Here is a 26,046-nt window from a genome sequence, read left to right as displayed (position 1 = left end):
CGGATCCGACCGACGCCGACACCCGTGGGGGGGCGGTGCCGACGTCGGTAAGTGGGTTAGCCGAGAAGCTTCAGGACGCTCTGCTGGCTCTGGTTTGCCTGGCTGAGCATCGCGGTCGATGCCTGGCTGAGGATCTGTGCCTTCGCCAGCGCGGTCGTTTCGGCCGAGAAATCGGTGTCTTCGATACGGCTCTTGGCGTCCGACAGGTTGGTCGCGTTCGAGGTAAGGTTGTTGACCGCCGACTGCAGCTGGTTCTGCGACGCGCCGAGCGAGGCACGACGGTTCGAGACGAGCGAGATCGCATCGTCGTAATTCTGCAGCGTGCCCGCTGCCGCAACCGTGGTGGTCGTGTTCGGTATGGTACCCGTCGTCGTCGAAACGACCACCGTGCCGACGCCGCCGGCAAGCGCGGCCGAGCCGGAGCCGGTCGCGACATCGGTGAGGCTGGTGCCCAGGTTCAACTCGATCTTGTCGCTGGCATTCGCACCTGCCTGGATCGAGACCTTGCCGGTATTGGTGCCGGCGCTGCCATCGAACAGCTTGACGCCGTTGAAGGTGGTGTTGGTCAGGACATTGGCAATCTGCTTGGCGAGTGCATCCTGCTCCGACTTGATGTTGGCCTTGTCGCTGTCCGAATAGGTGCCGTTGGTCTTCTGCACTTCGAGCTCGCGCATGCGCTGCAGGTTGTTGCTGACCTCGTCGAGCGCGCCCTCGGCGGTCTGCGCCATCGAGATGCCGTCATTGGCGTTGCGGATGCCCTGGTTCATGCCCTTGATCTGCGACGTCATCGACGACGAGATGGCGAGACCGGCAGCGTCGTCCTTGGCCGAGTTGATCCGCTTGCCGGTCGACAGGCGCTCCATCGAGGTCGCGAGCAGGTTCGAGGCCTTGGTCGAGGCGTTCGTGGCGCGAAGCGCCGAGATGTTGGTGCCGATGACAGTCATGAAAATCTCCGTGGTCTTCGACGATCCGCGCCGCCCCCGTGGCGAAGGCCGAGCCGTCACCAGGAGTAACGGCAACAGCGCGTAGAACTTAAGCAATCACGCGATCTATTTTCTTATGGTTTATAAGAACTTGTCGGCGCCCGGCCCCATCCGAACGCAAAAAACCCCGGCGGCCTGGGCCACCGGGGTTCCATGCCGCCTCGCGCGGGGCAAGGCGTATCCGACCGACGCCGACACCCGTTGGGGGGCGGTGCCAGCGTCGGCAAGCGGATTACTGAAGCAGCTTCAGGACGCTCTGCTGGCTCTGGTTCGCCTGGCTGAGCATCGCGGTCGAGGCCTGGCTGAGGATCTGCGCCTTGGCGAGCGCGGTCGTTTCGGCCGAGAAATCGGTGTCTTCGATACGGCTCTTGGCGTCCGACAGGTTGGTCGCGTTCGAGGTCAGGTTGTTGACCGCCGACTGCAACTGGTTCTGCGATGCACCGAGCGACGCGCGGCGGTTCGACACGACCGAGATTGCCGTGTCGTAATCTGCGAGCGAGCCCTTGGCCACGATTGCGGTCGATACCGTCGAGTCGACCACCGAGCCAACGCCACCGGTCGGCGCGGCGGTCGTACCGCCAGCCGCTGCACTGAGGCTGCTACCGAGGTTCAGTTCGATCGCGTCGCTGCTGTTTGCGCCAGCCTGGATGGTGACGATCTTCGCATCGGCAGGCGTGCCGGTCTTACCCGCGAACAACGCCACGCCGTTGAAGGTGGTGTTCGTCAGGACGTTGTTGATCTGCTTGGCCAAGGCGTCCTGCTCGGTCTTGATGTTCGCCTTGTCGGCATCGGAATAGGTACCGTTGGTCTTCTGCACTTCGAGCTCGCGCATGCGCTGCAGGTTGTTGCTGACCTCGTCGAGCGCGCCCTCGGCGGTCTGCGCCATCGAAATGCCGTCGTTTGCATTGCGCACGCCCTGGTTCATGCCCTTGATCTGCGACGTCATCGACGAGCTGATCGCGAGGCCGGCGGCGTCGTCCTTGGCCGAGTTGATGCGCTTGCCGGTCGACAGGCGCTCCATCGAGGTCGCAAGAAGATTGGACGCCTTGGTCGAGGCATTGGTCGCGCGCAGCGCGGAGATGTTCGTGCCGATGACAGTCATTGTAAAACTCCAGTTCGGCGATCCCCGCCGCCCCCGTGGCGAAGGGCCTTGCCGCCACTCTAGGTAACGGCAGGATTGCGCCGGACTTAAGCCGGACCGGCCAGATATTGCCGCTTTTTTCTATGGTTTACAGGATGTTGCCGGCAACCAGCCGCAATCCATGACAAAAACCCCGATGGCGTGGTGCCACCGGGGTCGTTGATTGCAGCGCTGCATGTGCAGCCGCTCCGATCGGCGCCGTCACCCTAGGGGGGCGGTGCCGGCGCCGGAGGCCGGATTAGCCGAGCAGCTTCAGGACGCTCTGCTGGCTCTGGTTCGCCTGGCTGAGCATCGCGGTCGATGCCTGGCTGAGGATCTGCGCCTTGGCGAGCGCGGTCGTTTCGGCCGAGAAGTCGGTGTCTTCGATGCGGCTCTTGGCGTCCGACAGGTTGGTCGCGTTCGAGGTCAGGTTGTTGACGGCCGACTGCAGCTGGTTCTGCGAGGCGCCGAGTGATGCGCGACGGTTAGAAACCAGTGCGATCGCGTTGTCGTAATCCTTCAGGATCGTGGTCGAAGTTGCGACGGCTGCAGGATTGGCGGCGTCGGTGGTCACGTCGACGACCTTGGCAAGACCACCGGTTGCGGCCGTCGTGCCGGTTGCATCGACATAGGCGCCCGAGAGATTGCCACCCAAGTCCAGCGAGATGGTGTCGGACGCGTTGGCACCCGCCTGAATGCTGACCTTGCCGGTGTTGCCGGTTGCGGAGCCGTCGAATAGCTTGACGCCGTTGAACGTCGTGTTCTTCAAGACGTTGTTGATCTGCTTAGCGAGCGCGTCCTGCTCGGACTTGATGTTGGCCTTGTCGCTGTCCGAATACGTGCCGTTGGTCTTCTGGACTTCGAGTTCGCGCATGCGCTGCAGGTTGTTGGTGACTTCGTCGAGCGCGCCCTCGGCGGTCTGCGCCATCGAGATACCGTCATTGGCGTTGCGGATACCTTGGTTCATCCCCTTGATCTGCGACGTCATCGACGACGAGATGGCGAGACCAGCCGCGTCGTCCTTGGCCGAGTTGATCCGCTTGCCGGTCGAAAGCCGCTCCATCGAGGTTGCGAGCAGGTTCGAGGCCTTGGTCGAGGCATTCGTGGCGCGAAGCGCCGAGATGTTGGTGCCGATGACAGTCATGAAAAATCTCCGTGATCTTCGACGATCCGCGCCGCCCCCATGGCGAAGTGCCGATCCGTCGAGTGAGGTAACGGCCGCTTCGGACCGGACTTAAGGAAAAAAATGGCCTCACATGCGGGCGCGCCACGCGCGCGCGCGGCCGGTCGCGCGCGCGAACACGCATGTGTGGCCGCGCGAACGCGCCCGGAAATAATCTGCCGGTCGGCGGCAGGGTTTAACCGCGCGTTTACCACCCTTGGTGCATTCCCCGAATCGTCCAGGGGGAACACCATGCGTTCGATTTTTCCGTCAGCTGCAGTCACTTCGCGTAAATACGCGCTCGTCTCGTCGCTGCGCGCGCAGGGGTTTGGCGTGGGCTCGTTCGAGACCAGCCAGCCCGGCGCGAACGACCTGTTCCTCGTCGCGGACGGCGAGGGCGTCACCGCCCCGGCCCGCACCGTCGTGATCGGCTGCGAAGGCCGCCAGGTGACTCCATCGCGTGACGGTGCGCCGGCACGGATCAGCTTTGCCGCCGAGGACACCGCAGTCGGCAACGGCTTCGCGCGCGCCCTCATCGGCGGCCCGGAAATGCCAACCGCCGCGGACCCCGAATCACTCGCGCTGCTCGCCCTCGCGGAGCGCGTCGCCGCTGCCGACATCACCGTGCTGATCAACGGCCCGACCGGCACCGGCAAGGAAGTCCTGGCCCGCGCCATCCACAACGGCTCCGCGCGGAAAGACAAGCCGTTCATCGCGATCAACTGCGCGGCGCTCCCCGAATCGATGCTCGAGGCGCTGCTGTTCGGGCACCAGAAGGGCGCGTTCACCGGCGCATCGTCGGGCGGCGACGGGTTCTTCCGCGCGGCCAATGGCGGCACGATTTTGCTCGACGAGATCGCCGAGATGCCACTCCAGCTGCAGGCTAAACTGCTGCGTGTGTTGCAGGAGCGCGAGGTCGTGCCGCTTGGTGCCTCTGTACCGCAGCCGATCGACGTCCGCGTCATCGCCTGTGCCAACCGCGACCTCCACGCCGAAGTCGCGGCAGGCCGGTTCCGCGCCGATCTCTATTACCGCCTCGCCGTGTTCCCGCTCGCGACCAAGTCGCTGGCCGAGCGCCCGCAGGACATTCCCGCACTCGCCGCGACGCTGATCCTGCGTCATGCCGGCAACCGCAACGTCATTCCCTGGCCGAGCCACGCCGCGATCGAGCAGCTGATGTTGCACGATTGGCCGGGCAACGTCCGCGAGTTGGAGAACGTGATCCAGCGCGCACTGCTGTTCTGCGGCGGCGACACGATCGAGGCGAACCACATCGTGTTCGACCGCCCGGTGACGATGACGTTTCAGCGCACTGCGGTAGTGACGTCGATCACGCCCGTCGCAGCGCCTGCGGAGCCGGAGACGCTCGGCAATATCGTCCAGATGAGCGAATTCGCGGCGATCCGCGAGACGCTCAAGGCGTGCAACGGCAGCCGGATCGAGACGGCCAAGCGCCTCGGCATTTCCGAGCGCACGCTGCGCTATCGCCTCGCCAAGGCGCGCGAGCAGGGTGACGACATCGGCAGCGCCCAGAACTGGGGCAACGCTAACTGGGCCGCGTCCGCATGAGCGGCGTTTCGGGCATTGGCGGCGGCGCGATGAGCGTCGACCGCGTCATGGCGCTGCGCTCGCAGATCCTCGAACGCAACCAGGCGCTGTCGCGCGCTGGTGCCGCCGGCAACGTCGCACCGACCGAGACCGTCAAGCCGACCAGCTTTGCCGATTCGATGGAAACCGCGCTGAAGAGCGTCAACGACGGCCAGACCCAGGCCGCCAAGCTCAGCGAAAGTTACGAGCGTGGCGAGACGGTCGACATCGCGAAAGTGATGCTCGCCCGCCAGCAGGCGTCGGTCGGGTTCGAGGCGACGTTGCAGGTCCGCAACAAGCTGCTGTCCGCCTACAAGGATATCATGAGCATGCCGGTCTGACATGAGCACCGCACTCATCCCCACATCCGGCGCGACCGAACGGTTCGCCAACCCCCTGCAACAGATCAAGGGCGTCATGGCGCAGCCGGCCGTACGCCGTTCGCTGCCGATGGCGCTGATGGTCGGCCTGATCGCCGCCGCCGCGCTTGCGTGGATGAGCCTGTCGACGCCGACGCAGAAGACGCTGTTCAGCGGCCTGCCCGATTCCGACAAGGCCGCGGTCACGTCCGCGCTGACGACGGCGAACATCAAGAGCCATATCGACGAAGGCACCGGCGCACTGACAGTCGGCGAGGACGATTACAGCCGCGCGAAGATGCTGCTGGCGGGCCAGGGCCTGCCCAAGGCGGCACCCGGCGGCTATGCGATCCTCGACCAGCTGCCGATGGGCGTTTCGCGCGCCGTCGAAGGCGAACGCCTCCGCCAGGCGCGCGAATCCGAGATGGCGAAGTCGATCGAGGAGATCGACGCGGTTGCCGAGGCGCGCGTGCATCTGGCGATGCCCGAAGCGTCCGTGTTCGTGCGCGACAACGCCGCGCCGTCGGCGTCGGTCATCCTGAAGTTGCAGGGCGGCCGTTCGCTGAGCGATGCGCAGGTCAGCTCGATCATCAACCTCGTCGCCTCGTCGGTCCCCGGGATGAAGCCCGAGGCGGTGACGATCGTCGACCAGATGGGCGCGCTGCTCACCAAGGCTGGCGGCAATGACGGTGCGGGTGCTGCGAGCGACGCGCGGATCGATATCCAGCGTCGCGTCGAGGACAAGTATCGCACGCAGTTGATCGCGCTGCTCACGCCGCTGGTCGGCGCGGGCAATTTCACCGCGGAAGTACAGGCCGACGTCAATCTCGACGAGAGCCAGGCGACGCGCGAAAGCTACGAAAAGCAAGGCGTGCTCCGCGCCGAGACGGGCAACTGGACCGGCAACCAGAAGGACGGCGCAGCCGGTGCTCCGGGTGGTATCCCGGGTGCGCTGAGCAACACGCCACCGTCCGCCAGCACGCTGTCGGCACCGCAGGCCGCGACCGGCAATCCAGGTACCGCGCAGCCGGTCGCCGGTGGTGCGGCACCCGATGCGATGAAACAGTCGGACCAGTATCAGCGCGCCTACGACCTCGGTCGCGAAGTGTCGGTCACGCGGGCGACTCCCGGCGGGGTGAAGCGCCTGTCGGTCGCCGTCCTCCTGCGGGATCCGGACAAGACTCGCCGGACCGCGATGGAGATCAACCAGATCACCGATCTCGTGAAGAGCGCGGTAGGCTTCGACCAGGCGCGCAACGACAACGTGACCGTGATCAGCCGCAAGTTCGCGGGTGCAGATGCCACCGTGGCAACCGGCCCGGCCTGGTACGACAATGCCTGGCTGCCGGTGCTCGCGCGCAACGGTACCGCGATCCTGATCGCGCTGCTCGTGCTGCTGCTCGGCGTCCGTCCGATCGCCAAGGCGCTGATGAAGAAGCGCGACGACGCCGGCACGCGCCCTGCGCTGGGCCAGCCGATGGGCGCGGCTGCAGACGGCATGGCGGTAGCCGCCCCGGTCAGCCTCGACCAGCTCGAGAACACGCGTGGCTATGACGACCGGATCGGTGCAGTCCGCGGCTTCACCCGCGACAATCCCACGCGCGCAGCGCTTGCCGTGCGCGACATGATCAAGGCCGACGCCAAGTGAGCGAGGTCGCACTTCGCACCTATACCGGCGTCGAGCGCGCCGCGGTGCTGATGATGCTCGTCGGTGAGGAGGAGGCTGCGGCCATCCTCCAGAAGCTGGAGCCCGAAGAGGTGCGCCAGCTCGGTGCGGCGATGTTCAAGGTGGCCGATGTCTCCGAGCAGGAAGTCGAGGACGTGCTCGACGATTTCGTCGGCCGCGCCCGCGAGCGCACCGCGATCGGCTTCGACCCGCGCCCGCAGATCGAGGCGGTGATGAACCGCGCGCTCGGCCGCGAAAAGGCGGAGAGTGTGCTAGCGCGCATCACCCCGCCGGAAGCCGCCTGCGAACTCGAACTGCTTGACTGGCTCGACGCGCCCGAGATCGCCGCAATGATCGAAAAGGAGCATCCGCAGATCGCCGCCGTGCTGATCGCCAATCTCGACGCGTCGATCGGCGGCCAGGTTCTCGAGCTGCTGCCCGACGCGGTCCAGCCCGACATCCTCCACCGTATCGCCCGGCTTGGGCCGATCACGCCCGAGGCAGTCGAGACGTTGAAGGTGGTGCTTGCCAACCGCACCGGCGCTGCGCCGGGCTCGGCAGGGGTCACGCTCGGCGGCACGCGCGAGGCCGCCAAGATCCTGTCCGGCGCGCGGAAGGCGACCGAGCAGCGCGTCATGCCGAAACTGTTCAAGATCGACCGCGAAGTGGCGAAGGCGATCGAGGAGGCGATGTTCGTTTTCGACAATCTGCTCGAACTCGACGACAAGAACCTGGGCACGCTGATCCGCAACGTCGACAGCGAGATCCTGACCAAGTCGCTCAAGGGTGTCGACGAAAGCATCCGCAACCGTTTCCTTGGCTGTATGTCGGCGCGCGCCGCCGACGGCATCCGCGACGAGATGGAAGCACGCGGGCCGATGAAGCTCGCCGAGGTGCTCGAAGCGCAAAAGGCGATGATCGCGATCGCGCGCGGGCTGGCCAAGGACGGCACGATCCAGATGGGCGGGGGCGAAGACGATTATGTCTAATGGATTCACCGCAGGGTTTGCATCGCGACACACGACGACCGCGAACATCCTGGCGAGCGCGTTCGCGCCGCCATCGGGCTTTGCCGCCGCTGATATTCGCGAGCGCGCGACGGTTCGGCCGACCTCGCATTTCGCCGCGCCGAACTTTGCCGCCGAGCCTGGTGCTCCGCGTCACTTCAGCCCGGCGGACAAGGACGTGAACCCGACCGCCGGTTGGGATCCGCTCGATCCGCTGAGCGAATCGTCGTTCATCGATCCGCTCGCCGCTGCACACGCTGCCGGCTATGCGGAAGGCCTCGCCGCTGCTGCCACGGCAGCGCAGGAGAGCGCGAACCGGGACGGTGCACTGCTCGGCGACCTCGCCACCGCGCTCGGCACCGATCGGGTCGACCGCGAGCGCGTCGCGGCGCAACTCCGCCAGACGGTGCTGTTCCTCGTGTCGAAGCTGGTCGGCGATGTCGGCATCGCGCCCGACGTGCTCGCCGGCCGGATCGAGACCGCCGCCGAGCTTCTGTCCGACTCCGCCGAATCCGCGCTGCTTCGTGTGCACCCGGATGACGTCGCATTGCTCGAAGGACGGTTGCCCAAGTCGATCTTCGCCGCCGGCGATCCTAACGTCGCACGCGGCAGCTTCGTGCTCGAAAGCGCATCGACGATCGTCGAGGACGGTCCGGAATTGTGGCTCGACCAGCTCGCGCAGGCGATCGACCGGGTGCCGGTGCCCAAATGCTGAACCGCTTTACCGCCGATTACCTCGAAACCCTCTCCAACGCCGATTTCGTCGCAAAGCCAAAAGTCTCCGGCCGCCTCGCCTCGTTCGACGGACTCCTTATGGAAGCCGTCGGCCTTACCCTCCCGGTCGGCACGGTCTGCCAAGTCGGCGAAGGCGCGGCGAGCGTCGAGGCGGAGGTCATCGGCTTTCGCAACGGCCGCACGCTCATGATGAACTTGGGTGGCCCTGCCGCGCTCCTGCCGCGCGCGCCGGTCAAGCCGATCGGTCCTCCCGGAGAAGCCGAAGTCGGTGCCGCGCTGCTCGGGCGCGTCGTCGACGGTGCCGGCAAGCCGATCGACGGCCTCGGTCCGATCCGCGGCGCGGGTCGCTTGCCGCTCGCCGGCAAGCTCCAATCGCCGCTCGATCGTGGCCGCGTGCTCGAACCACTCGACGTCGGCGTGCGCGCGATCAACGGCCTGCTCACGATCGGCCAAGGCCAGCGCGTCGGCATCATGGCGGGCTCGGGCGTCGGCAAGTCGGTGCTGCTCGGTATGATCGTCCGCGCCGCGCAGGCTGACGTGATCGTCATCGGTCTGATCGGCGAGCGTTCGCGCGAAGTCGCCGACTTCCTCGAAACCAAGGTCGCCGGCGAAGCGCGCAAACGCTCGGTCGTCGTCGCCGTCCCCGCCAATCACTCGCCCGTTCTCCGCATCCGCGGCGCGCTCCGGGCGCACGCGATCGCCGAATCCTTCCGCGACGAGGGCAAGAAGGTCCTGCTCATCATGGATTCGCTGACCCGCGTCGCGCATGCCGGTCGCGAAATCGGCCTCGCGCTCGGCGAGCCTGCATCCGCACGCGGCTATCCGCCCAGCGCGATCGCGATGCTGCCGAACCTGATCGAGCGCGCGGGCGTCGACGTCCACACCGGCGGCTCGATCACCGCGATCTACACGGTGCTGGCGGACGGCGACGACGGCAACGATCCGGTGGTCGATTCCGCCCGCTCGATCCTCGACGGCCACATCGTCCTCAACCGCCAGCTCGCCGAGCGTGGCGTCTATCCGGCGATCGACATCGGCCCCTCGGTCAGCCGCGTGATGACCGACATCGTGCCCGCGCACCACGCCAAGGCCGCGCGGACACTCCGCCGTCACCTCGCCACCTACGAGGAAAACCGCGATCTGGTGCTGATGGGCGCCTACCGCCACGGCGCCGATCCCGCGATCGACGCGGCGATCGCGTGCCACCCGGCGGTCATGGAATATATCCGCCAGGACGCCGACGAGACCGTATCGCTGAACGACGCGGTCGCCGAACTGACCGGCGTGTTCGGCGGCTGACGTGGCGGATGCCCGCAGCAAGACGCTGGCGCGCATCCACCGCGTCCGCACGCTCCAGCTCGGCCTGACCCGCGCCGACGAAGCGCGCGCGCACGACAAGTTCGCCAGCGAACAGGCGCTGTCGGGTCGTATCGCGCTGCTCGCCGAAGCGGTTGCGCCGGTGCACGAGACGCAGGTTGCCGTCTCGCTCGGCGCCGCTGCGCATTACCGCGACCGCCTGCAACAATCCGCCAACGCCGCGATCGAGCGCGTGCAGGCGGCCGAATATCATGTCGAACGCGCCGCCGAGGCGACCCGCGCCGCCAAGCGCGACCAGAGCGCCGTCGAGAAGCTGCTCGCGCGTGCCGACGCCGATGCGGTGCTGAAAGCGATCCGCGCGATGGAGGAGGCACCCGCCTTCCGAAAGGTTCGGCACGATCCTTGCTGAGTACAGGGTCAGATGCCCGAACGCGAGTGCCCGAATGATCCAGACCGCGACCCTTTCCCGTACCGTCCCTCTCCACCCTCGCGCGCCCGCTGCGAAGAGCGGCGGCGAGTCGGGCGATTTCGCGGGTGCCTTCGAGCAGGTTAGCGACAAGACGAAATCCGAGCCTTCCGCCGCAGCGCCGGAAGACGAGCCCCGGCAGGACGACGCCGGGACCGGCAACGCCTTGCCGCTGCCAGTCATCGCGCCCGATCCTGCGTTAGTGTGGCAGCCGATCGTCGCGACGCCTTCGCCGACCCTGCCCGTTGCACGCATCATTGATGCAACCAGCAACCAACCAACTAGCGTGCAGCGCCCGACCTTCGCGCAATCGCAGCCGCAGGCCGCCACGCCTCCACCGATAGAGCCTCAACCACCCCTGCCCTCCGCGTCGCCCCAAGCCGGCGGCACACCCGCAACGCAGCTCGCCGCCGCGATCATGGCAGCGATGCCACCGGCAAAGACGGCCGTGCAGACGCCGGTGGACACGCCGACGACCGACGCGCCGCGTTGGGCTACGCCCGATACGGCGCCCGTCACCCTCGCCGTCGCGCAATCGGATATCGTCCAGTCGCAACTCGGCACGGTCGCGTCGGCGGCGATGGTGTTCGGCGCAGCGATCCAGGCGGCGACCAAGAAGCGTGACGAGCCCGACACGCCCGCCGCCCCGTCCGATACGCCGCTGAGTCCGGTCGGCGCCACCGCGCCCCACGAGATCAAGGTCGCCGATGCACAGCAGGCGCCGCTCGACATGCGCCAGGATCGCTGGCCGCACGCGATGATCGAGCGGATCGAGATGCTGCGCGACGCCGCCGATGCGGTCGATACGCGCATCCGCCTCGTTCCCGACGCGCTCGGCGCGATCGATGTGTCGGTCAAGAAGGACGGCGATACCGTGCACGTCCACTTCAATGCCGAGCAGGCCGCGACACGGACGTTGCTGGCGGACGCGCAGCCGCGGCTTGTCGAACTGGCCGAGGCACGCGGGTTGAAGCTCGCACAAGGATCGATGGGCGACAGCAGCGCGCAACAACAGCGCGCCCCTGCCGCCCCGCAAACTCCGAATCGCCCCGCGCCGGCCGCTGCCGTGATCGCGGACACCGCCACCGACGACACCCGAATCGCTTGAACCGAAGGAACCCGAAACCATGAGCGACAATAAAGATACGCCGGATGCCGCCCCGAAGAAGAAGGGCAAGATGAAGACGATCCTGATCGGCGGCGTCGCGCTGCTGGTGCTCGTCGGCGGTGGCGTCGGCGCGGGCGTCTATGCCTCGAACGCCGGACTGATCGGCGGCGGTGGTCACGCTGCAGTCGATGACGGCAAGCCCAAGCTCGTCCCGAAAAGCGAGCAGAAGCATGCCGCCGAGGGTGGCGAAGGCGGCGGTCATGGCGGCGAGGAGGCTGCGCCCGAAAACCACGGGATGAAGCCCCCCGCAGGGCAGGGCGGCGACAAATACGCCTCGACCTACTATCCACTGGAGAAGGACTTTACCTCGAATCTCCAGGACTCGGTGCACTTCGTCCAGGTCGGCGTCGCGGTCTCCACGCCGTACGACGACACCGTCATCACCAACCTGAAGACCAACGATATCGCGGTCCGCTCGGCGATCTTGATGGCGCTCGGCGACACCACCGAGGAGCAGGTGATGAGCAGCGACGGCAAGCGCCAGCTGCAGGTCCGCCTCGCCAAAGCGATCAACGATACGCTGAAGCAGAAGGAGGGATTCGGCGGCATCGGTAACGTTTACTTTACCAGTTTCGTTGTTCAGTGAGGCATGGTTAACGAGCCTTCAGCAAAGACACGCGAGCGGCGCGACCGGGATCGCTCCACCGCCCCCAAGGAGGGCGTGCTGCATCAGGGCGTGCTCGGCGGGGCCAAGCTCAATCCGTTCGGCGACCTGCATTCGCTGCAGCATCTCTCCGCCCGGTTCGCACGCGGCCTGCGCGCGGTGTTCGAACCGCTGCTGCGGCAGGAAGTGCGCAGCTGGGCCGAGCCGCTCGTCGTCCAGCGCTTCACCGACTACCGGGCCGAACGTAGCGAAGCGCTGACCGCCTGGCTGCCGATGATCATGACACCGGGCATGGCGCAGGCGCTGTGCGTGATGGACGGCAAGTTCGTGCTCGAGATGCTCGACATGTTCTTCGGCGGTACGGGTGCTGCGCCGCATACGCTGCCGACCGAGTTCTCGCCAGCCGCCGAAGCGATGGTCGCGCGGATCGGCCAGATGATCGCCGCGCCGCTGAAGACCGCATGGGAGCCCATGGCACGGTTCGACTTCGTGCCGACCCGTGTCGAGGTCAACCCGGCGATGATCGCCGATCTCGACGGCGAGGACGCGATGATCGTCACGCGCTTCGGGATCGCCGCGGGCGCCGCTAAGCCGGTGTTTCTCGATCTGGTCTATCCCGTCTCCGCGTTGAAGCCGCACGCGCCGTCGCTGACCGCGAAGGTCGTCGGCAAGTCGGCCGAGCCCGATCCGGCCTGGCGCAACGAGTTGACGCGCGCCGCGATGAACGTGCGCTTCCCGATCCGCTCGGTGCTTGCCGAGCCGGTCGTCAAGCTGACCATGCTGATGGACCTGAAGCCCGGCGACGTGATCCCGATCACCATCTCGGGCGACGTGCCGGTGATGGTCGGCAACAACCGGCTTGGCTGCGGCACGGTCGGCACGTCCAATGGCTTCGCGGCCATCCAGCTCACCTCGATTACCCGTTTCGACGAAGGATTTGCAGCATGAACGACATGACCGGCGGGTTTCCGGTGGACTCCGCGGTGGCCGCCAATTTCCGGCTGCTCCAGGATGTCGACGTCAAGCTGACCGTCGAGATCGGCTCGACCAGCCTGACCTTGCGCGAACTGCTCGCGCTCGGCGAATCCAGCGTGATCGAGCTCGATCGCCAGGCCAACGAACTGCTCGATGTATTCGTCAACGGCACGCTGATCGGGCGCGGCGAAGTGGTGACGGTCGGCGAGCGCTTCGGCGTGCGGATGACCGAACTCGTGTCGCCAGACAAGCGCGGCTGATCCCGATGCTCTGGACCTATATCCTCAAGCTCGTCATCCTGCTGCCGCTGGTGTGCGGACTGATGTTCGGCTGCCTGTATCTTTGGCGCAAGTTCGAGAGCCGGATCCCGGGCAAGCCCTCGACCCGGCTGATCGGCGTCAAGGAAACGATGATGATATCGCCGGGCCTGCGCCTTGCGGTAATCGATTTCGAAGGCCGCCGGCTGCTCGTCTCGGTTGGTCGCGGCGGCGTGCACCTGATCGACAAGGTCGACGCATGAGCCCGATCGTTACTCGCAAGGGCTCCGGCCCCTCGCTGTTCACCTCCTCTACGTCGAAAACGCGCCCCCGCGGCAACGCGTGGCTATGGGTCGCGTTGGCGGTTCTGCTCACGTTATTCCTGGCAATGCCGGCGTTCGCGCAGGGCGTCCCTGCCCCGACCAACCCTGCCGTTGGCGACGCGGTCGATCGCGCACTTGGTCAGCTCGGCGGCCAAGCCGCGGGCAACACCGGCCAGAGCGGCTCGCTGTCGCTGTCGCTGCAAGTCCTCATCATCATGGGGTTGCTCACGGTCCTGCCGGGCATCCTGCTGATGATGACCAGCTTCACGCGGATCATCATCGTGCTGGCGATCCTGCGCCAGGCGCTCGGGCTGCAACAAACGCCGCCGAACCAGGTGCTGCTCGGGCTGTCGCTGTTCCTCAGCTTCTTCATCATGGCGCCGACGATCAGTCAGATCAACACGACCGCGATCCAGCCCTATGCCGCGGGCCAGCTCGCCGGAACACAGATGATCACGACGGCGGGCGTGCCCTTGCACGCGTTCATGGTGAAGCAGACGCGGATCAAGGACGTCACGATGTTCGCGCAGATCGCGAAATCTGGCCCCTATGCGACGCCTACCGACATTCCGTTCTCGGTGCTGCTGCCCGCGTTCGTCACGTCCGAACTGAAGACTGCGTTCCAAATCGGGTTTCTGATCTTCCTGCCGTTCATCGTCATCGACCTGGTCGTCGCGACCGTGCTGATGTCGCTCGGCATGGCGATGCTGTCACCGACGATCATCTCGATGCCGTTCAAGCTGCTGCTGTTCGTGCTGGTCGATGGCTGGGCGCTGACGATGGGCAGCCTCGCCAACTCGTTCGCGACATAGAGCAGATGAACCGCCCCGCCCGCCCGTTCGCCCTGAGCGAAGTCGAAGGGCCTGAGACCCATGTGCTTCGACTTCGCTCAGCACGAACGGCAGTTTTGTAAGCCATGGACGCGCAATATTTTCTGACCGTTGCCAATCAGACGATGTGGGTGCTGGCGCTCGCCAGTGCGCCGATCCTGATCCCAGCGCTGCTCGCGGGACTGATCCTCGGCATGATCCAGGCGGCGACGTCGATCAACGAGCAGACGCTGTCGTTCGTGCCGAAGCTGGTGGTGGTCGCGGTGTCGATCCTGATCTTCGGGAGCCTGATCCTCGGGTTGCTGAGCGATTTCACGATCGGGATCTTCGAGCGTATCCCGGACCTCGTAAAATGAGCGCACTTGCTGCTCCCCTTCCGCTTGCGGGAGGGGTCGGGGGAGGGGCGTGCCTCACCGACCTGCCGCCGGTACGTACGTCGCGCCCTCCCCTGACCCCTCCCGCAAGCGGGAGGGGGATTTTACAGTGCTAGGCTTCGGGCTCTCGATCGAGCCGCAACTGTGGGCGCTCGTGTTCGTGATGATCCGCATTGGGGCGACGTTCATCGCCGCGCCGGTGTTCGGTAGCGTCTCGGTGCCGCTGACCGTGCGCGTCACGCTGTCGGGTGCGATCGGGTTCCTCGTGCTTGCCGCGCATCCGATCGTCCCGCCCCAGAACATCTTTGCGGTCTCTACGATCCTCTCCGCCGCCGCCGAAGCGCTCGTCGGCCTCGCGCTCGGCTTCGTTCTCCAGATCGCGTTCGCTGCGCCCATGATCGCGGCCGAAGTGATCGGCGGCGCGATGGGACTTGGCTTCGCGTCCTCGATCGATCCGCAGAACGGCAAGTCCTCCCCTGCCCTCGGCCAGTTCTTCTCGATCATGCTGACGCTGCTGTTCCTGTCGGTCGACGGCCACCTGATCCTGATCGACCTGCTCGTGAAGAGCTACGACGTCCTCCCCCCGGGCGCCGCGTGGATTGGCGTCGAGCGGCTGAAGGCGATTGCGTTCTTCGGCGGCTATGCGTTTCTCGCCGGACTGCTGCTCGCGTTGCCGGTCGGGTTCCTGCTGCTCTGCCTCAACATCGTCGTCGGCATGCTGAGCCGCGCCGCGCCCTCGCTCAACCTGTTCGCGGTCGGCCTGCCCGCCAGCCTCGCGGTCGGCGTCATCACGCTGGCGATCGCGTTCCCGACGATGGGCGATTACATGCTCGTCATCGTCCGCGAAGGCCTCGCCGCCACCGAAAATCTGGTGCTCGGCTGATGTCGGAGGATGCCCATGTCTGAAGATTCGGGCGAAAAGACAGAAGCACCAACCGCCAAGCGCAAGAAGGATGCGGTCGAGAAGGGTGACATCCTCAAGTCGCGCGATTTCGCCACCGCGCTGAGCATGCTCGCCGGCGTCGCGTGGCTTATCTACGCAGGGCCGACTTTGATCACCGCGTGCAAGGCGATCATGAGCTCAAGCTTCCAGTTCACGCATGCCGACGTCGAGGATTTCTCCCCCTGGCGCCCGCTGATGGAAGCCGGTGGCAAGCTCGCGCCATCGCTCATAACCCTGTTCATCGTCAGCATCGGCGCCGCGATCCTCAGCCAGGCGGGGCTCGGCTCGCTCGGCTTCAACGGCGGTCTGCTTGCGCCCAAGTACAGCCGCGTCGATCCGGCCGCGGGACTCAAGCGGATCTTCGGTGCGAACGGCTGGATCGAGCTTGGCAAGTCGTTGCTGAAAATCGTCCTGCTCGGGACGATCGGCGGCTGGATGCTGTGGAACGCCGCGCATTCGACGATGGGACTAGCCTCGTCGGCCGATCTCAACCAGGCGCTGTCGACGCTCGGCGGGATCTTCAAGGGCATCCTGATCGCGATGGCGTTCGGGCTGTGCGCGATCGCCGGCATCGACCTGCCGATCCAGATCATCCGCCGGTTGGGCAAGATGCGGATGTCGAAGCAGGAGGTGAAGGACGAGCACAAGTCGACCGAGGGTAACGGCGAGGCAAAGGGCCAGATGCGCGCGAAGATGCGCGCGATGGCGAGCGGCGGCCTGCGGAAATCGGTCGCGGAGGCGCATGTGGTGCTTACCAACCCTACGCACTTCGCGGTGGCGCTGCGCTATGATCGCGGCAAGGACCAGGTGCCGGTGGTGGTCGCCAAGGGGCGTGGTGCGACCGCGCTGGCGATCCGCGAACTGGCCGGCGAAGGCCGCGTGCCGACCCTCGAATATCCGGTCCTGGCCCGGGCGGTCTATTACACCAGCAAGGAAGGCCAGGAGGTCCGCGACGACCTCTACACCGCGATCGCCACGGTGCTCGCCTTCGTGTTCGGCCTGAACGCAGCGGCGGGCGGACTCCAGCCGTTCGTGACCGTGCCGAAGGACGCCCGTTTCGACGAAAATGGTATGAAACAGGTCTAAAGATTCGCGCCGCGCCGCCGTTACTCTGGATAAGCGCGCGCCGATCGTCAGTGCAGGAATTTTCGCATGGTAACTTCGACCACCAGCACGACGGGCACGACGTCGACCGCCGCCACCACGACCGCCGCGCAGACCGCGATCAACACCGCGACGCAGGCTTTGCTGACGGGGCTCAGCGCAGGCTCGGGCGTCGATACCGGAACGCTGGTCACGTCGTTGGTCGAGGCGCAGTTCGCGACGCGCACCGCGGCGCTCAAATCCAAGTCCGATACGCTCACCGCGCAGATCTCCGGGATCAGCACGATCAAGAGCACGCTCACCGGCTTCTCGACCGCGCTCGCCAATCTGGTGAAGGGCGGCACGTTGCAGACGCAGCCGGCCAGCTCGAACAGCAGCGTCCTGTCGGCCACCGCGATCACCGGCGCGAAACTGACGGGATTGTCGGCGAGCGTCACCGTCACGCGCCTCGCGACCGCGCAGACCGCACGCTCGACGACCGCGGTTGCATCCGCCAACCGGGCCGCATCGCTCGGCACCGGCGCACTGACGCTGACGGTAGGTAGCGGTACGCCGGTCTCGATCGACATCGGCGACGGCGGCATCGATGCGATCGCCGCGGGTATCAACGCCTCGAAAAGCGGCGTCACCGCCTCCGTCGTTACCGATGCGAATGGCGGCGCGTTTTTGTCGGTCAAGGGCACGACGGGGACCGACAACGCGTTCACGCTGAAGGGCGCGGATGGCGATGCGCTCGATATCGGTGGCAGCGCGACCAAGACCAGCCTCGTCTCGACCGCGCAGAACGCCAAGCTGACCGTCGACGGCATCGAGGTCGAGCGATCGCGCAACACGATCAGCGATCTGGTCGACGGCGTGAAGCTCCAGCTGAGCGGGGTCTCGACGGTGCCGGTGACACTCGGCAGCAGCACGCCTACCGATACACTGACGCAGGCCGTCAACGACGTTGTCGCGACCTATAACGAAGTGCTGGCCGCGATCACCGAACAGACCGATCCGATCACCGGCAATTTGCGCTCCGATCCTGCCGCGACGTCGTTGTTGCGGTCGATGAAGGCGCTGAGCTCGAAGGCGCTGGTCGGTGGTGCCGTTTCGGGCATTCCGCGGACGCTGTCGGAGATCGGCGTGGCGACCAATACCGACGGCACGTTGCGGGTCGACGCCACATTGCTCGCCAAGCAGATCGCGGCGTATCCCGACACGATCGAATCGATGTTCGCGCCGTCGGGTACCAACGCGCTCGGCCTGTCCGCAACGCTGACCGCACTGACCACGAGTGCGACCAGCACGCTGACCGGGCTTGGCGCCTCGACCGTGCGCTACACCGCCGCGGAGGCCGACGTCACCAAGCAACAGGACAAGGTGACTGATCAGTCGGCGCAGCTGACCACCCGGCTGACGCAGCAATATGCGAGCATGAACGCGCGCGTGTCGGCGTATAAATCGACCCAGACGTTCCTCACCAACCAGATCGCAGCCTGGAACAAGAGCGACTCGTGACCTACGCTTCCACCCTCACGCGCGACCCGTTTGCGACCTATCGCCAGATCGACGCGGTCGGCCATACCGCGACCGCCGACGGCCCGGCGCTGGTGCAGCTGCTGTACAAGGAACTGGTGGCGGCGTTGCGCGCTGCCGCCTGGGCCTGCGAAAAGCGCAAGTTCGCGGTCAAGAGCGAGCGCATCACGCGTGCCACCGCGATCCTGTTCGCGCTGGAGGCTGGGCTCGATTTCGAGAAGGGCGGGCAGGTGTCGGAGACGCTCGCGCGGCTGTACGGCGGCGCGCGGAAGACCGTGATCAACGCTTCGCTGGGCCATGACCCGCAGCCGTTTCGCGACTCGGCGGACATGCTCGACGAGATCGCCCAAGCCTGGCGGACCGCCAGCGCGGCGTAACCTCAGTCCTCCCCGCAGGGGGAGGATCGTTACCTACCGCCGAAACCAGTGGCGCTGCACGAAGTAGATCACGATTCCCGCCGACAACGCCGCACATGCACCGGCGATCGCGTCGAACGCCCAGGGTTCGTCCGCATAGGGCAGCCCCTTCACATTCATGCCGTACAGGCCGGTGAGAAACGTGAGCGGCAGGAATACCATCGCCGCGATCGAGATTATCAGCGAGCGATTGTCGATCTGCTCTGCGCGTAGATCGGTGAGCGACTCGTGGATCAGCGCCGAGCGTTCGCGGATCGACTCCAGTTCCTCCGCCATCCGCGCCGCGCGATCCGCGGCGGTGGCGAGGTGAAGGCGATCGTCGTCCGCGAGCCAGTCACCCGGCAATGCCGCGAGTTTCTCCAATGCGGCACGTTGTGGGCTGAGGAAGCGCTTGTAGCCGATCGCCGCGACACGCACCTTGCTCACCGTGCGGCGCAGTTCGAACACGCGGTTGGCGTCGAGCTGTTCCTCGCAATCGTCGAGCTGGTCGCCGAGCGATGCGACGTCGGGATCGAGATCGGCGGTGATCGCGGTGGCGAAGGCGGCGATCAGGTCGCCGGGATCGCGGACTTCGCCGTGCTCGACCATCGTCTCGACATGGGTGACCGCGATCAACGGCTTTCGCGTCACCGAGAACACCCTGCCCTTCACGACCCAGATGCGGAGCGAGGCGAGCAGGTCGGAGGTGTCGAGTTCTTCCTTCGATCGCCCGCGCAGGTTGAGGAACGCGCCGTCGCCGATCGCCTCGCAGCGCGGTCGCGTCTCGGTCGCGGTGAGTGCATCGACGACGTAATCGTCGAGCTTGCCCTCGTCGCGCAGCCAGGTCTGCGCGTGTTCGGCGTTGGTCGACAGGTGCACCCAGACGAGGTCGGCGGTGCAGTCGAGGGCTTCCTTCACGTCGACACGGGTCGCCTTGCCGTCGGTGATGCGGAAGGCGAAGCCGCTCACCGCGCCATCTCGACCGCGACGGTGAGGCCCGTACCCGGGTCCGCCGGCACCGCCGCGCACAGCCGCGCGGCATCGGCACGCGCGCGATCGAGGATCGCCGGGGGCACGTCGGGTTGGTGATAGACGCGGTCGGCGCTGGCCAGCGCGCGCGCCTGGCGCAACGTCAGGTCCTCGGGGTCGTCTGAGAGCAGGACGAGGGTTATCGCCACGTCCCGCTTTGCAGCCGGCGTACCTGTCGGGGCGAGCCACGCATCGACGTCATGCGTCGGCGACAAAGGATCGAGCATGCCGCCTGCCCCCATCGCGGTCGCCAGCGCACGCCGACGCTCGCCCATGTCGGGCCAGCGCTTCCGCAACGCGCCACGCGCCGCCTGCAACGCCAGCGCGAGCCTGCCGAGATCGGCGGGGACGAGTGCCTCGAGCCGCTGGCGCAACGCCGCCGCCAGCCCCGCCGACACGCCGCTCGTGCCGATCGCGATCAACACCGGGGCGCGGTCGACGATCGCGGGCAGGGTGAAGTCGCACAGCGCCGAGCGGTCGACCGCGTTGACGAGGATGCCGCGCGCCTTCAGCCGCGCGACCGCCGCCAGCGCTTCGTCCTCGTCGTCGATCGCGACGATCGCGAGCGAGGCTGCTGCATCCTCGCCGACCACGTCCGCGCCTGCGCGATCGAGCAACCGGCGTTTCGCCTCCACCGCCTCGCCCTCGCCCAGCAGGATCACCGGGCGCCCCGCCAACCTGACGAACAGCGGCAGGCTCTGTAGCGAGGGAGGAAGGGTCACCGCTTGAGCCATTCCGGTACGCGCTCGGCCGCCAGGATCGTTTCCGGGTGGATCCGGTCGGCGACCACCGCGAATTGGTCGCCGTCGACCAGCACTTCAGGCACCAGCGCGCGGCTGTTGTAGGTCGAGGCCATCGTCGCGCCGTACGCGCCGGCAGTGCGGAAGATGCCGAGATCGCCCGACTTCACGACGTCGATATCGCGGCCCATCGCGAAGGTGTCGCCGGTCTCGCACACCGGCCCAGCGATGTTGGCGGTCATCCGTTCGCCGGTCGGTTCGACCGCGACGAAATCGTGATACGCGTCGTACATCGCGACGCGCGCGAGGTCGTTCATCGCGGCATCGACGATGACGTAGGGGTTCACAACGCCTGGCTTCACCCAGATCACCTCAGTCAACAGTACGCCGGCATTGCCGGCGATCACGCGACCGGGCTCGAACATGAGTTCGACGTCCCAATCGGCGGTCGCGCGCGCAACCATCGCGCCGTATTCGGCAGGGCTCGGCAGCACGTCGTCGGGCTTGTACGGCACGCCGAGCCCACCGCCGAGATCGACGCGGCTGATGGTGTGACCGGCGGCACGCAGTTCGGCGACGAGTTCTCCGATCCGCGCATAGGCGGCCTCGAGCGGCGCGAGGTCGGCAAGCTGGCTGCCGATGTGGATCGCGACCCCGCGAAGGTCGAGACCGTCATGCTTCGACAGGCGATCGAACATGGCCACCGCCTGGTCGATCGGCACCCCGAACTTGTTCTCCTTGCGCCCCGTCGAAATCTTCGCGTGCGTCCCGGCGTCGACGTCGGGGTTCACGCGCAGCACTGCCGGTGCGCGTTCGCCGCGTGCATGCGCCAGCGCGGCGAGCACTTCGCCCTCTTCCTCCAGCTCCAGGTTGAACTGGCCGATCCCGGCGTCGAGCGCCTGCGCCAGCTCGCGTCGCGTCTTGCCGACGCCCGAAAACACGATGTCCGACGCCGGGATGCCCGCCGCCAGCGCGCGCTGCATCTCGCCGGCCGAGACGACATCGGCGCCGTAGCCCTCGTCGGCCAGCACGCGCAGCACCGCGACGTTCGGGTTCGCCTTGATCGCGTACGCCAAGTGGACGCGGCCGGCGGGCTTCAGCGCGTCGCGGAACACCTGTGCGTGGCGGCGGAAGGTGGCGGTCGAATAGACGTAGACGGGGGTGCCGACGGCCTCGGCGATCGCCGGCAGGGCGACGTCCTCGGCGTGCAGCACGCCGTCACGATAGGCGAAATGGTCCATGGTTAGGCTCGATCAATTGGGCGGCGGCAGGTCGAACTCGTCGCTGCGCCGCGGCTGGGACGTGGTGAGCAGCTCGTCGCTGCGCTGTGGGCGTTGCTGCGTGGTGGGCGCGAGCAGCTGCGCGGCGGTCGGCTGGGCCTTCGCACCATAGGGCGCGACCGGGAGCGTCTTGCCCTCCGCCGGCACCAGGCCGTCCGCCGCACCGCAGCCCGACAGGGCCAGCACCAGTCCCGCCAATCCCAGAAGCCGTTTCATGCCGTCCCTCACCCTGCCGTCTCTCGCGCCGCACGGATCGCGGCGCGCACATTGTCGGGCGCGGTGCCGCCGAAGCTGGTCCGGCTGGCGACCGACGCATCGACCGACAGCACGCCGTACACGCGTTCGTCGATCCGCGCATCGATTGCCTTCAGGTCGTCGATCGGCAGCGCGTCGAGCGCGACTTTCCGTTCCTCCGCCAACTTCACCGCGCGCCCGGTGACGTGATGCGCCTCGCGGAACGGCAGCCCCGCCTCGCGCACCAGCCAGTCGGCGAGATCGGTCGCGGTCGCAAAGCCACTCTCGGCCAGCCCGCGCATCCGGTCGGTGCGGAACGTCGCGCTCTCGATCATCCCCGTCATCGCCGCAATCGACAAAGCGAGCAGGTCGTGCGCCTCGAAGACCGGCGGCTTGTCGTCCTGCATGTCCTTCGAATAGGCGAGCGGCAGGCCCTTCATCGTCACCATCAGCGCGGTCATGCAGCCGAGGATGCGCCCGGCATGCCCGCGGACCAGCTCGGCGGCGTCAGGATTACGCTTCTGCGGCATGATCGAGCTGCCGGTCGACCATTGATCGCTGAGCGCGACGAACCCGAACGGCTGCGACGCCCACAACACGAACTCTTCGGCGAGCCGCGACAGGTGGAGCGAGGTCTGCGTCGCGGCGGTGAGATACTCGATCGCGAAATCGCGGTCGCTGACGCCGTCGAGCGAGTTGGTCATCGGCCCGTCGAAGCCGAGCGCCTCAGCGGTCATCTCGCGGTCAATCGGGAAGCCGGTGCCCGCGAGTGCCGCGGAGCCGAGCGGCGAGCGGTTCATCCGCCCGCGCGCATCGGCGAACCGCCCGACGTCGCGCGAAACCATCGCGTGATACGCCATCAGATGATGGCCGAGTGTGACCGGCTGTGCGGACTGGAGATGCGTGAAGCCGGGCATGACGCTTGCCGCATGCTCTTCGGCCCGCGCGAGCAGCGCCGCCTGGAACCCCGCGAGTGCCGCCAGCGCCTGATCGATCGCATCGCGCACCCACAACCGGAAATCGGTCGCGACCTGATCGTTGCGCGAGCGCGCGGTATGCAGCCGCCCCGCGACCGGCCCGATCGCGTCGGCCAGCCGCGCCTCGGTCTGCATATGGATATCTTCGAGGACCAGATCCTCCTCGACGCCGTGCTCGGCATAATGCGCCGCGACCGTGTCGAGCCCCGCCGAGATCGTCGCGGCGTCCTCCGCCGAAACGATACCCTGTTTGCCCAGCATCGCGACATGCGCCTTCGAACCGGCAATATCCTGCTGCCAGAGCCGCTTGTCGAAGGGAATGGAGGCGTTTATCTCGCGCATGACCGCTGCCGGCCCCTCGGCGAACCGCCCACCCCACATCGAATTGGAACCGTCCATGTTCTCGAATCCTGTGTTCAATTCGCTGTTAAAGTCCGGGCCGATCGCCGCTGTGATGGGGATGGGCCTGCTGGTCGCCGGCTGCGATAGGAAATCGCCCGCGCCGGAGCAAGCGAACGTCGTTGCGGCGAATACGGCGTCCGCGGACGAAGTGCCAGCCGGCCCCGCTCCCGACGAGGCGACCGGCCCCACGGCAAGCACGGAAAAGCTCGACCGCAGCCACAAGGGCGAGACAGGACCGACGGTCGCCTTCACCGCGCCCGACGGCAAGCCGGTCACGCTGGCCACGTTCAAGGGCAAGCCGTTGCTCCTGAACCTGTGGGCGACGTGGTGCGCGCCGTGCGTCGCCGAGATGCCGACGCTCGACGCCGCCGCCAAGTCGCTCGCCGGCAAGGTCCAGGTGATCGCGGTCAGCCAGGACATGCAGGGCGCGGAGAAGGTGACGCCGTTCTTCGCCGCAAAGACGTTCGTCGCGCTGAAACCCTATCTCGATCCGAAGCTCGGCCTCAGCCTTGCCTATCAGGCGAACCTGCCGACCACGATCCTGTACGATTCGGCCGGCAAGGAAGTCTGGCGGATGACCGGCGGCTATGAATGGAACACGCCCGCTGCGACCGCGCTGATCGCCGAGGCATCGTAAGGCCGTTGTGCCGACCCGCCCTGGTGACGAGCCAAAGGTTGATGGCGGGCCGGCACGCGTGTCCTAACGCATGAATGCCGGCAAAACGTGCAAACAACATCGAATTCCGCCCGAATGAGACGAGCCGAGCGGGAACTGCGTGGAGTAGCCTGTTCGTTTCGTCCAATTGCCACGGGGGCGAAGTGCGTACGTAAGCATTCCCGGCGGTTGATCGCAGACTCGATGACCGCTTAGGGACGCGAACCTTTGAAACGCGCGATCTGGCGTTGCCCCTGCCGAGCCGGAAGTGAGAGACATGGACGATACGCGCATCTCACGGCTGTCGAAACGACACTGCGACGTGCTGCGCGGCGTGGCGGCACTCAAGAAGACCAAGCAGATCGCGGCCGACCTGGGCATCGCACCGGGGACGGTCGACGGCTATATCGCCGAAGCGGTCCGCATCCTCGGCGCGACCGATCGTGGCGAAGCCGCGCGCATGCTCGCGAAGCACGAGCGCATGCGGGGCGATATCGAATCTTCCGATACGCCGCCTTCGGATACGCCCACCCCAGCTACCCACGCGCCCACTACCGACACGCCCTCATTCGACCCGGCGCGTCCGGATGTGCCCCCCGGACAATCTGGGGGGCAATCTCCATGGGTGGTCGAGCCGGCGTCGTCGATGCCAGGACGACCTCAGCCGGTCGCCGAGCCGGAAGCGTTCTCACCGATGGAAGCCCGCTCGACGCGGCCGTTTTCCATTGCGGGACTGCTTCCGGTCAGGCGCCCCGGGCAGCGCAGCAACGACCTTCCGGTCGTGGCACGGCTGCTCTGGATCCCGGCTATCGCAGTGATCCTCGCGGTCGGTTTCGGCATGCTCGCGAGCGGTCTCAAGGTGCTCGCCGACCTGATCGAGCGGCTGTCGCACCTGTCCGGCTAAATCGATCGAGAAGGCCGCCCCCGGGCGGGACTCTGCCATGGATACACAGCTTACCCAGGCCGGCACCGACATCGGCGTCCTGCTGAACCGGCTCGAAGCGCAACTCGCCGACGCCTTCGGCATCTGTTCGCAGCTGGCCGTCGCCTCGACTCATTTCGGCACTACGGCCGGCGTGACGCCGCGGATCGCGCAGCCGGTCATCCAGGAAATCGGCGGTGCGATGGCGGCGATCGCCCAGGCCCAAGGCCATGCGATTGGCGCACATCGCAGCGCCGAGCGGATCGGCAAGTTCGTCGGCTTCGGCGACGGCATGCCCAAACCCGATGCGGCGTTCTTCGCCGGTGCGGACGGCAGCCACCTCTCCGTCGTCGCCCAGGCAGCCTGATCCTTACGCCCTGATCCCTTAGCCTGCCCCCCTTAGCCTGCCCCCCTTAGCCTGATCATCACGAGCGCGACCGCATGATCCACATCCTGTTCTATTATGCGGTAGCACTTGCGACGTGTTGGTTCGCGTTGCGCTGTGGCGGATTGCCCGAGCGGATCGTCGCGATCGCCTTCCTGCTGGCGGCGATCGCCTCCAGTCTGATCGCGTTCTCGATGCGGCACGCGTTCCAGTCGGTCGACGGCGCGTTGTTCGCGATGGATCTCGTGCTGCTGGCGGGCCTCGTCGGGATCGCCGCCTGCGCGAATCGATTCTGGCCGATCTGGATCAGCGCGCTGCACCTGCTGACGATCGCGGTCCACGGGGTGAAGGCCTACGACCCGACCCTGGTGCCGTGGATGTACGCCGCTGCGGTCAGCAAGCTTGCCTATCCGATGCTGGCGCTGCTCGTCATCGGCACCGAACGCCACCGCCGCAGAAAGGCATGTTATGGCAACGATCCGGACTGGTCGATCGCTGTGGGATTACCCCGATGACCCCGCCCCGACAC

30 protein-coding genes are annotated in these 26,046 nt (G+C 66.6%); 22 read left to right on the top strand and 8 right to left on the bottom strand.

The genetic code is table 11. The features are described 5' to 3' along the window. Positions 1-56: 56 nt before the first annotated feature. The 3 genes from AC3D24_RS14130 to AC3D24_RS14120 form a co-directional block, all read right to left on the bottom strand. Complete coding sequence (locus tag AC3D24_RS14130) at positions 57-944, bottom strand: flagellin N-terminal helical domain-containing protein (protein ID WP_489031592.1); 888 nt, start codon at positions 942-944, stop codon at positions 57-59. A gap of 271 nt (positions 945-1,215) precedes the next feature. Next, positions 1,216-2,085, bottom strand: coding sequence for a flagellin N-terminal helical domain-containing protein (locus AC3D24_RS14125; protein ID WP_489031590.1), 870 nt, complete (start codon positions 2,083-2,085; stop codon positions 1,216-1,218). A gap of 277 nt (positions 2,086-2,362) precedes the next feature. After that, positions 2,363-3,247 carry a flagellin N-terminal helical domain-containing protein gene (locus AC3D24_RS14120; RefSeq protein ID WP_489031588.1) on the bottom strand — a complete coding sequence of 295 codons (885 nt, stop codon included), beginning with the start codon at positions 3,245-3,247 and terminating at the stop codon, positions 2,363-2,365. Positions 3,248-3,517: 270 nt separating this feature from the next. On the opposite strand from AC3D24_RS14120, the gene AC3D24_RS14115 reads away from it, so the two are divergent. From AC3D24_RS14115 to AC3D24_RS14030, 18 genes are all read left to right on the top strand, one after another. Beyond that, on the top strand, positions 3,518-4,834 hold the full coding sequence (locus tag AC3D24_RS14115; RefSeq protein WP_489031586.1) for a sigma-54 interaction domain-containing protein: 1,317 nt from the start codon (positions 3,518-3,520) through the stop codon (positions 4,832-4,834). Further along, positions 4,831-5,193 carry a flagellar hook-basal body complex protein FliE gene (gene fliE, locus AC3D24_RS14110; protein WP_120299622.1) on the top strand — a complete coding sequence of 121 codons (363 nt, stop codon included), beginning with the start codon at positions 4,831-4,833 and terminating at the stop codon, positions 5,191-5,193. The genes AC3D24_RS14115 and fliE overlap by 4 nt, the downstream gene beginning before the upstream one ends. A gap of 1 nt (position 5,194) precedes the next feature. After that, positions 5,195-6,859 carry a flagellar basal-body MS-ring/collar protein FliF gene (gene fliF / locus AC3D24_RS14105; RefSeq protein WP_489031584.1) on the top strand — a complete coding sequence of 555 codons (1,665 nt, stop codon included), beginning with the start codon at positions 5,195-5,197 and terminating at the stop codon, positions 6,857-6,859. Then, positions 6,856-7,866: a flagellar motor switch protein FliG gene (gene fliG, locus AC3D24_RS14100; RefSeq protein WP_489031582.1), complete on the top strand. Its 1,011-nt coding sequence runs from the start codon at positions 6,856-6,858 to the stop codon at positions 7,864-7,866. Before fliF ends, fliG begins: the two co-directional genes overlap by 4 nt. Beyond that, on the top strand, positions 7,859-8,599 hold the full coding sequence (locus AC3D24_RS14095) for a FliH/SctL family protein (protein ID WP_489031580.1): 741 nt from the start codon (positions 7,859-7,861) through the stop codon (positions 8,597-8,599). The genes fliG and AC3D24_RS14095 overlap by 8 nt, the downstream gene beginning before the upstream one ends. After that, complete coding sequence (locus AC3D24_RS14090) at positions 8,593-9,918, top strand: FliI/YscN family ATPase (RefSeq protein ID WP_489031578.1); 1,326 nt, start codon at positions 8,593-8,595, stop codon at positions 9,916-9,918. Before AC3D24_RS14095 ends, AC3D24_RS14090 begins: the two co-directional genes overlap by 7 nt. Before the next feature lies 1 nt (position 9,919). After that, entirely contained in the window at positions 9,920-10,345 is a 426-nt protein-coding gene (locus tag AC3D24_RS14085; protein WP_489031576.1) for a hypothetical protein, read from the top strand. A gap of 34 nt (positions 10,346-10,379) precedes the next feature. Then, positions 10,380-11,510 (top strand): flagellar hook-length control protein FliK, encoded by a 1,131-nt coding sequence (locus tag AC3D24_RS14080; protein ID WP_489031574.1) that lies wholly within the window; start codon positions 10,380-10,382, stop codon positions 11,508-11,510. Positions 11,511-11,529: 19 nt separating this feature from the next. Beyond that, positions 11,530-12,156 carry a flagellar basal body-associated FliL family protein gene (locus AC3D24_RS14075; protein ID WP_489031572.1) on the top strand — a complete coding sequence of 209 codons (627 nt, stop codon included), beginning with the start codon at positions 11,530-11,532 and terminating at the stop codon, positions 12,154-12,156. A 3-nt stretch (positions 12,157-12,159) separates the two neighbouring features. Continuing rightward, positions 12,160-13,122, top strand: a complete 963-nt coding sequence (locus tag AC3D24_RS14070) for a flagellar motor switch protein FliM (protein ID WP_489031570.1) — start codon at positions 12,160-12,162, stop codon at positions 13,120-13,122. After that, positions 13,119-13,409, top strand: a complete 291-nt coding sequence (gene fliN / locus AC3D24_RS14065) for a flagellar motor switch protein FliN (protein ID WP_380782524.1) — start codon at positions 13,119-13,121, stop codon at positions 13,407-13,409. Before AC3D24_RS14070 ends, fliN begins: the two co-directional genes overlap by 4 nt. Positions 13,410-13,414: 5 nt before the next feature. Then, a complete protein-coding gene (locus tag AC3D24_RS14060) occupies positions 13,415-13,669 on the top strand; it encodes a flagellar biosynthetic protein FliO (RefSeq protein WP_056054129.1) in 255 nt (84 codons plus the stop codon). Continuing rightward, positions 13,666-14,541: a flagellar type III secretion system pore protein FliP gene (fliP, locus tag AC3D24_RS14055; RefSeq protein ID WP_489031567.1), complete on the top strand. Its 876-nt coding sequence runs from the start codon at positions 13,666-13,668 to the stop codon at positions 14,539-14,541. The genes AC3D24_RS14060 and fliP overlap by 4 nt, the downstream gene beginning before the upstream one ends. A 104-nt stretch (positions 14,542-14,645) precedes the next feature. After that, positions 14,646-14,915 (top strand): flagellar biosynthesis protein FliQ, encoded by a 270-nt coding sequence (gene fliQ / locus AC3D24_RS14050; RefSeq protein WP_055874447.1) that lies wholly within the window; start codon positions 14,646-14,648, stop codon positions 14,913-14,915. Positions 14,916-15,042: 127 nt separating this feature from the next. After that, positions 15,043-15,816: a flagellar biosynthetic protein FliR gene (gene fliR, locus AC3D24_RS14045; RefSeq protein ID WP_489031565.1), complete on the top strand. Its 774-nt coding sequence runs from the start codon at positions 15,043-15,045 to the stop codon at positions 15,814-15,816. Between the two features lie 15 nt (positions 15,817-15,831). Beyond that, complete coding sequence (flhB, locus tag AC3D24_RS14040; RefSeq protein WP_489031563.1) at positions 15,832-16,962, top strand: flagellar type III secretion system protein FlhB; 1,131 nt, start codon at positions 15,832-15,834, stop codon at positions 16,960-16,962. Positions 16,963-17,028: 66 nt separating this feature from the next. After that, positions 17,029-18,480 (top strand): flagellar filament capping protein FliD, encoded by a 1,452-nt coding sequence (gene fliD, locus AC3D24_RS14035; protein WP_489031561.1) that lies wholly within the window; start codon positions 17,029-17,031, stop codon positions 18,478-18,480. Continuing rightward, a complete protein-coding gene (locus AC3D24_RS14030) occupies positions 18,477-18,875 on the top strand; it encodes a flagellar export chaperone FliS (protein WP_489031559.1) in 399 nt (132 codons plus the stop codon). Before fliD ends, AC3D24_RS14030 begins: the two co-directional genes overlap by 4 nt. A gap of 33 nt (positions 18,876-18,908) precedes the next feature. On the opposite strand, the gene AC3D24_RS14025 is transcribed toward AC3D24_RS14030, so the two are convergent. Genes AC3D24_RS14025 through argH form a run of 5 tightly spaced genes read right to left on the bottom strand, consistent with a single transcriptional unit; the run spans position 18,909 to position 23,534 of the window. After that, positions 18,909-19,862, bottom strand: coding sequence for a zinc transporter ZntB (locus tag AC3D24_RS14025; protein ID WP_489031557.1), 954 nt, complete (start codon positions 19,860-19,862; stop codon positions 18,909-18,911). Next, entirely contained in the window at positions 19,859-20,656 is a 798-nt protein-coding gene (locus tag AC3D24_RS14020; protein WP_489031555.1) for a precorrin-2 dehydrogenase/sirohydrochlorin ferrochelatase family protein, read from the bottom strand. Before AC3D24_RS14020 ends, AC3D24_RS14025 begins: the two co-directional genes overlap by 4 nt. After that, on the bottom strand, positions 20,641-21,903 hold the full coding sequence (gene lysA, locus AC3D24_RS14015) for a diaminopimelate decarboxylase (protein ID WP_489031553.1): 1,263 nt from the start codon (positions 21,901-21,903) through the stop codon (positions 20,641-20,643). The genes AC3D24_RS14020 and lysA overlap by 16 nt, the downstream gene beginning before the upstream one ends. Positions 21,904-21,915: 12 nt before the next feature. Further along, positions 21,916-22,158, bottom strand: coding sequence for a hypothetical protein (locus AC3D24_RS14010; protein WP_489031551.1), 243 nt, complete (start codon positions 22,156-22,158; stop codon positions 21,916-21,918). An 8-nt stretch (positions 22,159-22,166) separates the two neighbouring features. After that, complete coding sequence (gene argH / locus AC3D24_RS14005; RefSeq protein WP_489033163.1) at positions 22,167-23,534, bottom strand: argininosuccinate lyase; 1,368 nt, start codon at positions 23,532-23,534, stop codon at positions 22,167-22,169. 16 nt (positions 23,535-23,550) lie between these two features. Here argH and AC3D24_RS14000 point away from each other — a divergent pair, with 16 nt between their 5' ends. From AC3D24_RS14000 to AC3D24_RS13985, 4 genes are all read left to right on the top strand, one after another. Then, positions 23,551-24,192 carry a TlpA family protein disulfide reductase gene (locus AC3D24_RS14000; RefSeq protein ID WP_489031549.1) on the top strand — a complete coding sequence of 214 codons (642 nt, stop codon included), beginning with the start codon at positions 23,551-23,553 and terminating at the stop codon, positions 24,190-24,192. 295 nt (positions 24,193-24,487) lie between these two features. After that, on the top strand, positions 24,488-25,114 hold the full coding sequence (locus AC3D24_RS13995) for a LuxR C-terminal-related transcriptional regulator (RefSeq protein WP_489031547.1): 627 nt from the start codon (positions 24,488-24,490) through the stop codon (positions 25,112-25,114). A 37-nt stretch (positions 25,115-25,151) separates the two neighbouring features. After that, positions 25,152-25,499, top strand: a complete 348-nt coding sequence (locus AC3D24_RS13990; protein WP_489031545.1) for a hypothetical protein — start codon at positions 25,152-25,154, stop codon at positions 25,497-25,499. Positions 25,500-25,573: 74 nt separating this feature from the next. After that, positions 25,574-26,032 (top strand): hypothetical protein, encoded by a 459-nt coding sequence (locus AC3D24_RS13985; RefSeq protein ID WP_489031543.1) that lies wholly within the window; start codon positions 25,574-25,576, stop codon positions 26,030-26,032. Positions 26,033-26,046: the final 14 nt, after the last annotated feature.

The sequence above is a fragment of the Sphingomonas sp. SL1004 genome, assembly GCF_057815015.1.
The sequence above is the reverse complement of the archived record's forward strand: the minus strand, read 5'-3'. Positions and strand labels throughout refer to the sequence as shown.

Bases quoted from the DNA above. Each gene is read 5' to 3' on its own strand.
- AC3D24_RS14010 (WP_489031551.1), bottom strand. From the start codon at position 22,158: ATGAAACGGCTTCTGGGATTGGCGGGACTGGTGCTGGCCCTGTCGGGC.
- lysA (WP_489031553.1), bottom strand. From the start codon at position 21,903: ATGGACCATTTCGCCTATCGTGACGGCGTGCTGCACGCCGAGGACGTC.
- AC3D24_RS14060 (WP_056054129.1), top strand. From the start codon at position 13,415: ATGCTCTGGACCTATATCCTCAAGCTCGTCATCCTGCTGCCGCTGGTG.
- flhB (WP_489031563.1), top strand. From the start codon at position 15,832: ATGTCTGAAGATTCGGGCGAAAAGACAGAAGCACCAACCGCCAAGCGC.
- AC3D24_RS14115 (WP_489031586.1), top strand. From the start codon at position 3,518: ATGCGTTCGATTTTTCCGTCAGCTGCAGTCACTTCGCGTAAATACGCG.
- fliP (WP_489031567.1), top strand. From the start codon at position 13,666: ATGAGCCCGATCGTTACTCGCAAGGGCTCCGGCCCCTCGCTGTTCACC.
- argH (WP_489033163.1), bottom strand. From the start codon at position 23,534: ATGTGGGGTGGGCGGTTCGCCGAGGGGCCGGCAGCGGTCATGCGCGAG.
- AC3D24_RS14130 (WP_489031592.1), bottom strand. From the start codon at position 944: ATGACTGTCATCGGCACCAACATCTCGGCGCTTCGCGCCACGAACGCC.
- AC3D24_RS14080 (WP_489031574.1), top strand. From the start codon at position 10,380: ATGATCCAGACCGCGACCCTTTCCCGTACCGTCCCTCTCCACCCTCGC.
- fliE (WP_120299622.1), top strand. From the start codon at position 4,831: ATGAGCGGCGTTTCGGGCATTGGCGGCGGCGCGATGAGCGTCGACCGC.
- AC3D24_RS14125 (WP_489031590.1), bottom strand. From the start codon at position 2,085: ATGACTGTCATCGGCACGAACATCTCCGCGCTGCGCGCGACCAATGCC.
- fliF (WP_489031584.1), top strand. From the start codon at position 5,195: ATGAGCACCGCACTCATCCCCACATCCGGCGCGACCGAACGGTTCGCC.
- AC3D24_RS14120 (WP_489031588.1), bottom strand. From the start codon at position 3,247: ATGACTGTCATCGGCACCAACATCTCGGCGCTTCGCGCCACGAATGCC.
- AC3D24_RS14075 (WP_489031572.1), top strand. From the start codon at position 11,530: ATGAGCGACAATAAAGATACGCCGGATGCCGCCCCGAAGAAGAAGGGC.
- fliQ (WP_055874447.1), top strand. From the start codon at position 14,646: ATGGACGCGCAATATTTTCTGACCGTTGCCAATCAGACGATGTGGGTG.
- AC3D24_RS14020 (WP_489031555.1), bottom strand. From the start codon at position 20,656: ATGGCTCAAGCGGTGACCCTTCCTCCCTCGCTACAGAGCCTGCCGCTG.
- fliN (WP_380782524.1), top strand. From the start codon at position 13,119: ATGAACGACATGACCGGCGGGTTTCCGGTGGACTCCGCGGTGGCCGCC.
- fliD (WP_489031561.1), top strand. From the start codon at position 17,029: ATGGTAACTTCGACCACCAGCACGACGGGCACGACGTCGACCGCCGCC.
- AC3D24_RS13990 (WP_489031545.1), top strand. From the start codon at position 25,152: ATGGATACACAGCTTACCCAGGCCGGCACCGACATCGGCGTCCTGCTG.
- AC3D24_RS14070 (WP_489031570.1), top strand. From the start codon at position 12,160: ATGGTTAACGAGCCTTCAGCAAAGACACGCGAGCGGCGCGACCGGGAT.
- AC3D24_RS14095 (WP_489031580.1), top strand. From the start codon at position 7,859: ATGTCTAATGGATTCACCGCAGGGTTTGCATCGCGACACACGACGACC.
- AC3D24_RS13985 (WP_489031543.1), top strand. From the start codon at position 25,574: ATGATCCACATCCTGTTCTATTATGCGGTAGCACTTGCGACGTGTTGG.
- AC3D24_RS14000 (WP_489031549.1), top strand. From the start codon at position 23,551: ATGTTCTCGAATCCTGTGTTCAATTCGCTGTTAAAGTCCGGGCCGATC.
- AC3D24_RS13995 (WP_489031547.1), top strand. From the start codon at position 24,488: ATGGACGATACGCGCATCTCACGGCTGTCGAAACGACACTGCGACGTG.
- AC3D24_RS14090 (WP_489031578.1), top strand. From the start codon at position 8,593: ATGCTGAACCGCTTTACCGCCGATTACCTCGAAACCCTCTCCAACGCC.